This window comes from Parapedobacter tibetensis (assembly GCF_024704835.1).
Taxonomy (GTDB): domain Bacteria; phylum Bacteroidota; class Bacteroidia; order Sphingobacteriales; family Sphingobacteriaceae; genus Parapedobacter; species Parapedobacter tibetensis.
This window is the reverse complement of record NZ_JAMXBE010000032.1, coordinates 1-12079: the sequence shown is the minus strand read 5'-3', so window position 1 is coordinate 12079 and position 12079 is coordinate 1. Positions and strand designations below refer to the sequence as shown.

16 protein-coding genes are annotated in these 12079 nt (G+C 39.2%); 13 read left to right on the top strand and 3 right to left on the bottom strand.

Annotated elements, in window-relative coordinates:
- Window positions 1-284 precede the first annotated feature (284 nt).
- The 3 genes from NF543_RS24490 to NF543_RS24480 are packed head-to-tail and all read left to right on the top strand — an operon-like array spanning window position 285 to window position 3352.
- A complete protein-coding gene (locus NF543_RS24490; protein WP_257670808.1) occupies window positions 285-941 on the top strand; it encodes a metalloregulator ArsR/SmtB family transcription factor in 657 nt (218 codons plus the stop codon).
- Window positions 942-962: 21 nt separating this feature from the next.
- On the top strand, window positions 963-2072 hold the full coding sequence (locus NF543_RS24485; RefSeq protein ID WP_257670807.1) for an MBL fold metallo-hydrolase: 1110 nt from the start codon (window positions 963-965) through the stop codon (window positions 2070-2072).
- Window positions 2073-2092: 20 nt separating this feature from the next.
- Window positions 2093-3352, top strand: coding sequence for an MFS transporter (locus tag NF543_RS24480; RefSeq protein ID WP_257670806.1), 1260 nt, complete (start codon window positions 2093-2095; stop codon window positions 3350-3352).
- Window positions 3353-3408: 56 nt separating this feature from the next.
- On the opposite strand, the gene NF543_RS24475 is transcribed toward NF543_RS24480, so the two are convergent.
- From NF543_RS24475 to NF543_RS24465, 3 genes are all read right to left on the bottom strand, one after another.
- A complete protein-coding gene (locus NF543_RS24475; protein WP_257670805.1) occupies window positions 3409-3537 on the bottom strand; it encodes a hypothetical protein in 129 nt (42 codons plus the stop codon).
- A 111-nt stretch (window positions 3538-3648) separates the two neighbouring features.
- Entirely contained in the window at window positions 3649-3795 is a 147-nt protein-coding gene (locus NF543_RS24470) for a hypothetical protein (RefSeq protein WP_257670804.1), read from the bottom strand.
- Window positions 3786-4247: a TOTE conflict system archaeo-eukaryotic primase domain-containing protein gene (locus NF543_RS24465; protein WP_257670803.1), complete on the bottom strand. Its 462-nt coding sequence runs from the start codon at window positions 4245-4247 to the stop codon at window positions 3786-3788. Before NF543_RS24465 ends, NF543_RS24470 begins: the two co-directional genes overlap by 10 nt.
- 111 nt (window positions 4248-4358) lie before the next feature.
- Here NF543_RS24465 and NF543_RS24460 point away from each other — a divergent pair, with 111 nt between their 5' ends.
- From NF543_RS24460 to NF543_RS24415, 10 genes are all read left to right on the top strand, one after another.
- The gene (locus NF543_RS24460) at window positions 4359-4601 is read left to right on the top strand and encodes a DUF433 domain-containing protein (protein WP_257670802.1); all 243 of its coding nucleotides are present in this window, start codon (window positions 4359-4361) and stop codon (window positions 4599-4601) included.
- A gap of 65 nt (window positions 4602-4666) precedes the next feature.
- Window positions 4667-4879 carry a type II toxin-antitoxin system VapB family antitoxin gene (gene vapB / locus NF543_RS24455; protein ID WP_257670801.1) on the top strand — a complete coding sequence of 71 codons (213 nt, stop codon included), beginning with the start codon at window positions 4667-4669 and terminating at the stop codon, window positions 4877-4879.
- Window positions 4879-5265 carry a type II toxin-antitoxin system VapC family toxin gene (locus tag NF543_RS24450; RefSeq protein ID WP_257670800.1) on the top strand — a complete coding sequence of 129 codons (387 nt, stop codon included), beginning with the start codon at window positions 4879-4881 and terminating at the stop codon, window positions 5263-5265. Before vapB ends, NF543_RS24450 begins: the two co-directional genes overlap by 1 nt.
- A gap of 289 nt (window positions 5266-5554) precedes the next feature.
- Window positions 5555-6397, top strand: coding sequence for a restriction endonuclease FokI C-terminal domain-containing protein (locus NF543_RS24445; protein WP_257670799.1), 843 nt, complete (start codon window positions 5555-5557; stop codon window positions 6395-6397).
- 8 nt (window positions 6398-6405) lie between these two features.
- Window positions 6406-6543 (top strand): hypothetical protein, encoded by a 138-nt coding sequence (locus NF543_RS24440; protein ID WP_257670798.1) that lies wholly within the window; start codon window positions 6406-6408, stop codon window positions 6541-6543.
- Window positions 6544-6889: 346 nt separating this feature from the next.
- Window positions 6890-7171, top strand: a complete 282-nt coding sequence (locus NF543_RS24435; RefSeq protein ID WP_257670797.1) for a type II toxin-antitoxin system RelE/ParE family toxin — start codon at window positions 6890-6892, stop codon at window positions 7169-7171.
- Between the two features lie 17 nt (window positions 7172-7188).
- On the top strand, window positions 7189-7482 hold the full coding sequence (locus tag NF543_RS24430; RefSeq protein WP_257670796.1) for a HigA family addiction module antitoxin: 294 nt from the start codon (window positions 7189-7191) through the stop codon (window positions 7480-7482).
- Between the two features lie 743 nt (window positions 7483-8225).
- Window positions 8226-9401 (top strand): ImmA/IrrE family metallo-endopeptidase, encoded by a 1176-nt coding sequence (locus tag NF543_RS24425; RefSeq protein WP_257670795.1) that lies wholly within the window; start codon window positions 8226-8228, stop codon window positions 9399-9401.
- An 11-nt stretch (window positions 9402-9412) separates the two neighbouring features.
- Window positions 9413-9904, top strand: a complete 492-nt coding sequence (locus NF543_RS24420) for a hypothetical protein (protein ID WP_257670794.1) — start codon at window positions 9413-9415, stop codon at window positions 9902-9904.
- Window positions 9905-9940: 36 nt separating this feature from the next.
- Window positions 9941-11833 carry an AAA family ATPase gene (locus NF543_RS24415; protein ID WP_257670793.1) on the top strand — a complete coding sequence of 631 codons (1893 nt, stop codon included), beginning with the start codon at window positions 9941-9943 and terminating at the stop codon, window positions 11831-11833.
- Window positions 11834-12079 lie beyond the last annotated feature (246 nt).

Below are 12079 nucleotides of genomic sequence, written 5' to 3'. Positions count from 1 at the left end.
GGCCAAAAAAATCAAAACCGATGCTGGTGGAGGTTTCATCTGTATGTAGTTATTGGTTACTTGTCTGCTTTTATGGGTATTGATGATTGCTATGCAATTCGTATACATATAACAAGAGATATGCCCCATTTGTTGGGCGACCTCCCTACAAAATTAAGCAAAAAGTCCTTGGCGCTTCTTTGCGTGATACATAATTACAATAGTAATTCAAGTATTCAATTATTTTATTGAATAGGTAGATTTTCTTTATACCTTTGTATTGTTAAAACAGTATGATTAATAAAATGGATAAAAGAGAATTTAAGAATAAGGTATATGGTGAACTTGCAAAGACAACCAAGGCCTTAGCCAATCCCCATCGAATGGAAATCATTGATTTACTGGCACAAGGATCTTTTCCTGTTGAAACGATAGCCCAGTATACCGGAATGAGTATAGCCAATGCGTCCCAACATTTGCAGGTATTGAAATCGGCACGTCTGGTTGATACAACCAGAAGGGGGAATTTTATTCATTATCATCTGGCTAATGAAAAAGTTTTTCAGACATGGCGATCATTACGAGAATTGGGGATAGCGCATAATGCAGAAGTAGAAAAATTAATGAACGACTACCGCAAAGGGTACCATCCACTTGAGCCCATCGCTGCTGATGAATTACTTAAAAAGATTGAGACCGGGAAAGTGGTGCTACTGGATGTCCGTCCAGAAGAGGAGTATGCACGAGGACATATCCACCGGGCACTTTCCATGCCCATAGACCAAATTTCCAAGCGGATAAAGGAATTATCGAAAGACAAAGAAATCATTGCCTATTGCCGGGGTCCGCTGTGTGTGTATGCTGATGAGGCCGTGGAACTGCTTACAAAAACTGGCTTCAGCGCCAATCGCATGGTGGAGGGATTTCCTGACTGGCAAGCAAAGGGGTATCCCATTGAATAGCGAAAAGAAAAAAACAACGAAATGGAAAATTCTAAAATTTCAATACAAGAACTTCAAGAGCTTTTAAATGAAAAGCAGCCTGTATTTATCCTCGATATACGCCCCCAGCAACAGTGGGAAGAATGGCGCATTGCGGATAGCTTCCATAAGGATGCCTATACGGAATTGAACAATGGGGATAAAAACATCCTCGATGACATCAATGCTCCGCGGAACGTGCCTATCGTGACCGTATGTGCAGCAGGGAGGGTCAGCCAAATTGCCACTGGCCTGCTTAATGAAAAGGGCTATGAAGCCTATTCACTGGAAGGAGGAATGAAGGCGTGGAACTATGCATGGAATAAGGCCGAATATACATTGGAGCATACCGATGTTAAGATCATCCAGGTAAGAAGGGTGGCAAAAGGTTGTCTCTCTTATATCATTGGTTCTGGCGGTGAAGCGATTGTAGTAGATGCCTCCCTCGATCCGGAAGTGTACCTGGATATTGCCAAAGAACACAACTGGACCATTCGATATGTAATGGACACTCATATCCATGCAGATTACATCGCGAGGACCAGGGAATTGGCGGCAGCAAGCCGAGCCAAACATATGTTGATCAATAACGCTGAAGTTGAGTATCCATACACTTCCATAGAAAACCACCAAGCCATATGCTTTGGGGATGCAGAACTGCGGGTACTTCATACTCCCGGACATACTTGGGAAAGCACCTCTTATTTGATCAACGATACCGCCCTACTATCCGGGGACACCTTATTCATCGATGGGGTGGGGCGTCCTGATTTAAAAGCGGATGGGGAAGAAGTAGTCCGAAAAGCCGGATCTTTATTTGACTCCTTGCAGCGAATCCTTAGCCTTCAGCCAGATACCATTGTATTACCGGCCCATACCGCTGGCGCTGTTCCTTTTGATGGAAAAATAATCAAACAAAGCCTTGCCGCACTTATGACTGAAATTGACTTATTAAGCTTGGAGAAAGAAGCGTTTATTGAAGTCTCACTGCATAGGATCCCACCCACACCACCAAATTACCTCACCATCGCTGCTTTGAATAAAAAGGGAAGCTATGAAGGGGTGATTCCCGCTGATTTGGAAGCAGGGGCAAACCGGTGCGCTATAGGATGAAATGGAACGAAGCAGTCTACATGAAAAACATACAATTAGGGCTTAAGGAAAACTGGAAGCAATTTACCCTACTGGTATTGGTAAATGCTTTTGTCGGTGGCATGGTAGGCTTGGAGCGAACTGTGGTGCCCCTCGTTGGCACGCAAGAGTTTTTCATTGACTCGGAAATGATTATCTTTTCGTTCATTATAGCTTTCGGAGTTGTTAAAGCATTTACCAATCTGGTTTCCGGGATCTTGGCCGACAGGCTTACCCGTAAAAAGGTGTTGATATTAGGCTGGCTTATTGGATTGCCGGTGCCAGTTCTGTTGGGATGGGGGCCATCTTGGAATTGGATAATCTTTGCGAACATCCTTTTGGGTATGAGCCAGGGATTGGCTTGGTCTATGACAGTGAATATGAAAATCGACCTTGTGGGTCCGAAAAAGAGAGGATTAGCGATGGGGCTGAACGAGGCGGCAGGTTATGGAGCGGTGGGGTTCACGGCCCTCTTGACCGGTTACCTAGCATCCGCTTACGGATTACGTCCGGCACCTTTTTACATTGGTATCTTTTATACACTGGCCGGACTGGTCATTTCCATGTTGCTTATAAAAGATACCATGGGCCATGCTAAATTAGAAGCCGCGCAACTAAAGAAAACTGTTGTTGATGAAACTTTTCATAAACCACGTTTGGGATGGGTTTTCGCCGAAACGAGCTGGAAGAATAGAAATTTATTTTCAATTTCGCAGGCTGGTTTAATCAATAACCTGAACGACGGGATGTCTTGGGGTGTGTTTCCGCTACTTTTTGTTTCCGCGGGGGTAAGCCTTGAAGGGGTAGGATGGATCAAAGCCGTCTATCCTGTCGTATGGGGTGTAGGGCAGGTGATTACCGGCCCCATGGCCGATAGGTTCGGTAGGAAACCATTGATTGTTTGGGGCATGATTTTACAAGCTATCGGTCATGTCGTTATTGGCTTGGAAGCTTTTTCGCCTCTTGCTTCAGGATTGGCAGGATCCATATTGCTGGGCATGGGCACTGCCATGGTTTACCCCGCATTATTGGCTGCTGTAAGTGATGCTGCACATCCTTCATGGAGGGCATCTTCACTGGGCGTGTATCGTTTCTGGCGCGATATCGGGTATGCTGTGGGAGCTTTGATGGCAGGCATTGTAGCAACTTATTTGGGCTTGATCTGGGCAGTACATGTAGCAGGTGTCATTACGTTTATTTCGGGATTGGTTGTATGGCGCAATATGAAGGAAACATGGGTTTCCGATTCATCTCAAACTTAAGTTTTATTGAGCGATACTGCCGTGCAAAGCAAAAGAAAAACCCTGTAAACAAACACTTACATGCCCTTAAGTTTTTCAGGATAAAAGAGGTGATTGCCTGAAACCATAAATGTGCCATTACCCCTGTAATGTATCGTTTTCGGAAATTTGGGCAATGCGGCCGCCTTAGCTTTTACCGCTTCCATGATAAAAAACATGTATTATTGTCGTGAAACCCATATGAATGCAACGCAACAACTGGAGAGAATCGTACAATCATTAGATGAAAGCGGGTCCCAGCGAATCGAATGAACCGACTAGCCCACAAACCATTTGTCGGGATCAGAATAATCATGCAGGATGCGGCCAAAGTTTTCGGGTGCATTTTCTAAAAAGGTCTGCCTTCCTTTTTCCCGGATGATCTGCAGATCTTTATCAATGTTTCCAATGGTTTCTATAAGCAAGTTCCTATTTTTATCCGTATGCCAAATATAGCTTGCCTCTTCCGTATCCAGGGTCTCGAGAACAACATGGTATTGCTTATCGCCGTACAGGCTTTAAGAAACTTTAAAGCTTCCTGTAGCCAATCCGCTTTATCAAAATCAGCGACCAAAAACCAAGACGTATTGTCTTGAAGCAACGGATAAACCCCTATTTGTTGTCGACCGTCTAAATGCTTGGCTATCTCTGTATCGGATAATGGCAGATAGGTCTTGTGTTGATAACTTTGGAACGAGCCACCACTTACCTTGTGGAGACGGTAATGGTAGGGATCATAGCTGTAAGCAGGCATGTAGCCACTTTTATTCCCCCTTTCCCAACGTACCGCAAAAACGTCTTCTCGTCCTTTGAATAGCGTGCGAAAGATATCTATATCTGGCGGTGTAAAGCCCATGCTACTTTTTTGTGGGATCAAGATAATAAAATTATACGTTTGTATGTTCGCGGATGACCACTGGCTATGGTGATGCAATCTTTTAAGCTAGGCTAAAAAAGCTTATCTTTGTTATAATTAAAAGTGATTGCTATGGACGCTAAACAACAAGCGTTATTAAACCGCATTACGATTAAGCCGGGCTTGATGGGAGGACGGCCTACGTTTCGGGGCTTACGGTTTCCAGTTAGTGATATTCTTGAATTATTGGCAAACGGTCTTACGGAAGCCGAAATATTGGAACAACACCCTATTTTGGAACAGCTGGATATTCAAACTGCCCTGCTTTACGCTTCCATGAAGGTAAAAAACACGGCCGTAATTTATGCAGCCTGATGTAGAAATCTGGTTATTTTGATTCAAAATTGTTAAATTTGTAGTTATAGCATAGTTGTTAAACAATGGATAGTTTACTGTTATATAAAAAATTGAACCATTTGCCGGATGCCATGAAAGCGGAGGTTGCAGATTTTATTGAGTTCTTGGAGCAAAAGGCTAAAAAAGGAAAGAAAAGGACAGATAAGCCTATTCCGAAGTTTGGCAGCGCTAAAGGGATGTTTGTGATGCATGATGATTTTGATGAGCCGCTGGACGATTTCAAAGACTACATGTAATGGCAGGTAATTTATTGGATACCCATGCATTTATCTGGTTCATAAACGGTGACGAAGCGTTGTCCTCGAAGGCGCTGGAAGTCATCGAAAATCATCCCGACGCAAACTACGTCAGCATAGCCAGTCTATGGGAAATTGCAGTAAAAATCAGCCTCGGCAAATTAGACATCAAACAACCGTTTTCCAAGATTGCCGATGAAGTTGCTAAAAACGGCTTTCACATCCTTCCGATAGGTTTTGAAGATGTGTTGCAGATCACTGCGCTTCCATTCTTTCATAAAGATCCTTTCGATCGTTTGATTATTGCACAAGCCATTACCAACAAATTGCAAATCATCTCAAAAGACCAATATTTCACTGAATATCCGGTTAACGTGATTTGGTAATTATGTGGTTTATTAAAATAGCCTATGATGCAGTTTTTTAAAATTTTGAAGTCATAATGAGCTGCGTATATTTGAGAGTTAGGCACAACTTTAGACAGACAAGAATGGAATACACAAAAGACAATATAATAGCTGAATAAAAAAACTAAAAGGCCATTTAGGAAAATCACCGTCGCAGACAATTTTCTGCAAGGAAACGGGAATTCATAAACGCCATTTAGAAAAAATATTTGGAGGCAGCTGTTATTCCAAACTTGTTACCGAATGTGGCGATACACTAAAGGAGTTTTTGAAACAGAAATCGGACATTGAAGAAATTCTTATTCAATGGGCCAATTTAACACGGACAATTGGGAAATTACCAGTTTACGCTGACTGGACTTTTTATAATTGTAAACCATCAATAGATGGCATTAATCGGAGCGACAATCTCAAATGGGTTGACTTTCCTTATAAATTTCTTGAATTGTTTTCAGATAAAGATGAATGGAAGGATGTTATTGTTCTGATCCCAAACCGTTCGACAAATGAAATTTCAATTTCCAAAGCCATTCCAAAGATTGACGGCTTAACGTACGAAATCCTAAAATTTATTCCTCCCGTAGTTCAGGACTTAGTAGACCACTCTTCTAATAAAGAAAAAGCGTTAGAATTTGAAAAAGGAGTAAATCTTGTATTTCAAATGTTGGGTTTTGAAGTAACAGATTACGGTCAAGGAACTGGAAGAAATCCAGACGGAATAGCAAAAACAAGCCAACATAATTATGCGATTTTAATTGACGCGAAATCGAGAACAGAGAATTATAAAATCGGAACGGACGACAGAACATTTATTGAATACATAAACAAATTTTCTGAACCACTCAAGAAAAGTGGGTTCAAAAATATTTATTTACTTATTGTATCAAGTGGTTTTGACTTAGTTTCAGCAACTGCAATAAAAAACATTAAAATCGAGACACAAGTTTCAACGACACTCTTGACTTCTAAATTATTATTAAAACTTTTATCTAATAAAATAAAGACCTCGAAGCACTTTGATTTGAAGCTATTTCAAGAATTATTAATCGAAGACGGAGAAATAACAGAAAAGAAAATAGATAAGTTAATGGAAAGACAGAATAAAAGCTGATGCCTAATATGGATTTTGCGTTAGTGGGCGACTATATAGGTCCCACTACTTATTTTCGCAAGGATCATGATGGCAGGTCTGTTGAGCAAAAAAGGGAAGATTCGTTTGTTGTGGAGAGAGGGATTACCTCCACTTGGTTCCGGTGATCCCAGTGGGGGGAGGCTTCAGGCCAAATGAAGCTATTCGCTCCGCTCACTTCTTTTTCGTTCTTCCGCGCTTGCTGGAGCTTGCTCCGCAAGGCGCTTCAAAACGAAAATCCCCGCCATAGGCGGGGGATTCTTTTGGTTGCGGGGAAGATGAGATTCCATTAGAACACCTTGAGGGTCTTTTGAAGATTGTTGAGGAGATTATCAAGGAAATAAAGGATCCAGAAGGAAATGCTTGATGTTATCAATATGATGTAGTAAAAGTAATGGCAAATCGAAATACTAGTAAACTTTTATAATTCGAACAAAATACTTATCTTTGACGTTAGTAATTCGGTGCGTTACGATGATTAAATCATTTGGCAACAAACAAACGGAAAAGATATACCAAGGTGAACGCATTGCAAAACTGCCTTTGCAGATACAACGGGTCGGATTAAGAAAACTGATTATGCTTGATCAGTCTCAGGACATTAAGGACTTGACAATCCCCCCGTCTAATCGGCTGGAGAAACTGAAAGGTAACATGAAAGAATATCACAGCATAAGAATAAACGACCAATGGCGCATTATCTTCAAATGGATAGACAATAACGCTTTTGATGTGGAAATCATTGATTATCATTAAATGGAAAGGATTAAACGATGGAAAGATTACCCAATATACATCCCGGTGAAATATTAAACGAAGAGTTTTTGCTTCCCATGAACATCACTCCATATCGTTTGTCCAAGGATACCGGTGTACCTCAAACCCGCGTATCCCAAATTATAAAGGGCCACCGTCGGATCACTGCGGATACAGCAATACGGCTAAGCCGATTTTTTGGCAACTCCGTGAAATTCTGGCTCGGCATTCAGGATGATTACGATATCCGTACCACGTTGGATGAAAAGAAAGAAGAGTTTGAGAATATTAAGCAAGTGGTGTTTGCATAGGGAAACCGATGTAATTACCTCGCTGCGCTCGGTTTTCCCTTGTGAGGGAGGATTGGCTGTGTCGCTTATTCCCCGCACTCGTGGGCCGCAGCCATCCTTGTGGGGGGAGGCTCCAACCCGACTACCGTCGGGCTTTAGTTGGGTTATCAGAGAGGGCGGGATTAACCTCACATCACTTCGTTCGGCTCGGTTTTTCCCTAAGTGGGGGAGCGGTTCAAGCAAATGAATGCCGCTCGTTGCGCTCGCTTCTTTTTTATTTTGGCGGAGGGGGCGGATTAGCTCAGGCTCCTTCGTCGCCTCCGGTGATCCCGAAGTGGGGAGGCTGTCAACCAAAAGAATCCCCACTCACTGCGTTCGCTATTTTTTTATTTTCTCCGCGCTTGCTGGAGCTTCGCTCCGCAAGGCGCTACAAAAATAAAAAACACGGCTGTTGCCGGGGGATTCTTTTGGTTGCGGGCTGACAGGGATTATAGTCGAACACTTGATACCGTTTTTGACATTTTTGGATGGAATTAAGTAGATACTTTAAAAGTCATATTATCAAGTATAGTTACTCTACTTACAGATACCATTTAAAGAATACCTCCTTACAGATACCATTTAAAGAATACCTCATTTATATAAATCAGGCTTTTGTATTTCGTAGAAATGTGTCAAATACAAAATAGAGGTAAATTTACCTCTATTTTGTTATTTATATAAAAATATTCATTACTTTTGAGGTAAATTTACCTTAACAAGTAATGATAGACAATATATTAAATAAGAGTTTTCACTATGACGGACCTTCTATCGAAGATTTGTTCAAAGAAAAATTAGACCAGTCAGGTTTAACAAAAACTCAGTTTGAGAAATTATCAGGAATGGAAAGAAGAAGTTTAGATGCTATTTTAGACAAAACTTCTAAACAAACTGATATTATTAAACTGTTGAAACTTGCTGAATTTTTAGAAATAGATTTTAACGAACTACTGATAATTCATTTCAAAGACAGACCTGTTGAAGAAATCAAGGAACTTCAATCATCAATGGATATAACATTCATTAATAAATTTTTTGATTTAAAAACTCTAACAAGTTTGGGATTTATAAAAAAGAATGATTCTTTAGAAACCTTAAAAGAAAGAATTTGTGCCTTTTTTGCTCTTGATTCCATTTATGATTATGACCGAGAATTAAACGACGCACTGTACAGTAGAACAAAAAAATCTTTCAGTGATAAAATGAAAGATTTTTGGATTAAATCGAGTTATAAGTATTTTGAACTTATCGACAATCCTAACGAGTATTATAGGCAAAATTTGGTTGATTTAATTCCCAAAATAAAACCTTATACGCAAAATGTAGAAAATGGATTACTAACTGTTTGTCAAGCCTTATACAATATCGGAGTTACAGTAGTTTTTCAGCCCTCTTTGCCTAAAACCCAACTACGAGGTGCAACCTTTTTTATAGATAATAAACCTTGTATAGTAATTACGGATTTCAACAAAAACTATACAACCATTTGGTTTGCATTAATCCACGAATTAAGTCACGTATTATTTGATTTGGACACTATCGAGAAAACAAGTTATCACTTATCGGGCGAACCCGATTTGTTTTTAATCCAAGAAGATAAAGCTAATGAATTTGCTTCCGAATACTTATTATCATCCGAAAAAATGAGATACATTGAGAAGATGATTCATAATAAGTTTATGGTAGCGAAATTTGCCAAAGAATGTCAGATTCACCCCTGCATTATTTATGCACAGTATCAATGGAGGCAATCAGAATTAGGTAATGATTATTGGGGAGCATTTAAGGAACATTTCCCGAATATCACCAAAACAACTAAAAATTTGAATGTTGCAAATTGGGATGTTGAATCAATAAAAAAAGCATCCCTAAGAATAAAAGAATTATTAACGGTATAAAAATTACAATAATGAGCGATAAGAAAACAAACAAGGACAAAGTAGAACGGAAACTCTCTAAAGAAGATTTAGAAAGATTAGAGATTCTACAAAAATCTGAAGAAGTAAAGGGGGAACAGCTTTTAATAAATCTTGATTCAGAGATTGTTGTTGAGAATCAAGCTGAACAATTACTCGGACAAAAAATTGACGACCCAGTTCAGAAATTCCAATTATATTATCACGGACTTTCCAAACTACTGAAAGACAGCTTACCAAAAGGAAAAGCTTATGAGGATGTTCGTAGAATTGTATATGATGAAAAGAACATTCTCATAAATAGAGGTGCTAAAAAAGATGAAAAAGGGATTAGAGGAAGTGACGGAAGAATGGCATACATTGAAGATTTGGAAGAAGCTATAAAAATAGTTGCGGAATGGACAAGTAGAAAAGGAACACCTGCCGAATTATTCATGGCTTTTTGGGATAAAAATGAAGAACTTGGTTACGGACACCAAGATTAAATATGAAAAACTAACAATGTAAATTCTGAATAAAATATGTTACTAAAAAGATACAAAGTAGAAAATTTTCGGTCAGTTCTTGATAGTGGTTGGGTTGATTGCGATAATGTAACAACATTGGTGGGAATTAACGAAGCCGGAAAGTCAAATTTGCTTTTGGCATTGTGGAAGCTAAATCCTGCAAGAGAAGGTAATATTGATATTTTACACGATATGCCAGTTTCTAAACTAAGCACTTATCGAAAAACTCCAGGAGATGTAAAATTTATTACGGCTGAATTTGAACTTGATGATAAAAGTATAACTCAAATTGAATCTACTGTTGAATGCAGTCTTCAAGGAGATAAATCTGTAACTGTTACTCGGTATTACGATGGAAGCTACACGTTTGAGTTCCCAAGCAACAAACCAACATCAACGAAAACAGAAAAAGTTACAAAAGAGAGTGAAGAAGGCGAAGCAGACCCTATCGAAGAAGAAAATATTGTGCCTTATGACGAGGAAGATTTAGAGAAAGCTATTCTTAATGAATTACCGACTTTCGTTTATTATTCAAACTACGGAAACTTGTCATCAAAGATTTATCTTCCAAATGTTATTAAATGGTTGAACGGAGAAATTGTTGACGGAATAGATATAAATGAAGAACAGGTTCGTACGTTGAGAGTTCTTTTCGAATTTGTGAAGTTAGACCCTAAAGAAATTTTGGAGTTGGGGAAAGACCCCAAAGAAATGGCAATCACACGAAATGGTAGAAACGGTAATACTCAACCTACGGCGGAAGAAATTAAACAGGCGGAAGATGATAAGGAAGAGCGTAGTATCCTTTTACAGTCAGCTTCGGGAGATTTGACAAAAAGATTCAAGGAATGGTGGAAGCAAGGAGAATATAAGTTTAGATTTGAAGCAGACGGAGATTATTTCCGTATTTGGGTATCGGATAGTATTAGAACCGATGAAGTAGCGTTAGAACTTCGTAGTACAGGACTTCAATGGTTCATTAGTTTTTATCTTATTTTCCTCGTAGAAAGTAAAGAACAACATAAAGATGCGATTTTATTACTTGATGAAGCTGGACTTACTTTACATCCATTAGCACAAAAGGACCTTGCTGTATTCTTTGACAATTTATCTAATGGCAATCAAATTATAAATACAACACATTCACCATTTATTGTTGACACTTCCAATATCGATCGGTGTAGAGTAGTGTATATGGACAAAGACGGATATACAGTTGCTTCAAGTAATTTAAGACAAGGAAGTGATGCGTTGAATGAGAAGTCTATATATGCAGTTCACGCAGCTTTAGGATTAAGTGTTTCCGATATTTTATTGCAGGGCTGTCAAGCTATTGTAGTTGAGGGACCTTCCGACCAGTTTTACCTTAATGCTATTAAAGCATTCCTAATTAGGGAAAAACTTATTGCTCCTGAACAAGAAGTTGTATTTGTGCCATCAGGAGGTGTAAAAGGTGTACCGGGAGTTGTTAGTATGATTTCGAGCAAAGCAGATGATATACCATATTTAATTTTAGATTCTGATAAAAGCGGGGAAGATGCAAAGAAAAAACTGTTATCAGGACTATATAAAGGATTTGAAACGCGAATACTTGACGTTAAAGATTATACAGGAATCGAGAAAACTGAAGTTGAAGATTTGATACCATTTGCATTAGTAAAAAAAGGTATTGACAGACTTTTCAATTCTTTAGACGAAGTAGATTTTGAAGATAGTTATAGCAACGATAATCCTATAGTTCCTCAAATAGAAACATTTGCCGATACTAATGGGATTGAATTAGAAAAAGGATGGAAAGTGGGATTAGCTATGGCAGCAAAAGCTCAATTAAAAAGCAAGAAGGCAGATGCTATACCTAAAGAGTATATAGAAAAATGGACTAATCTATTTAACGCATTATCTGTGTAATACCACCCTTTTAATAGAACTTCATTTTAAGTAAGGGGCTATCAGTACCGATAGCCCTTTCGTTAGCTGAAAATTCACTTCAAAAGAAAAAAACAGAAAAAAAAGAAAGCCATTCTACCAACGGATATAAGATAACGAAGCACTATAAGTCCCGAAGGGTGACACTGCGAGGAACGAGCAGGGGCATTATGCGTGCGCCACCGAGAGTGTAACACCAACTGTGTCACTGGATAAAACGAATAAATA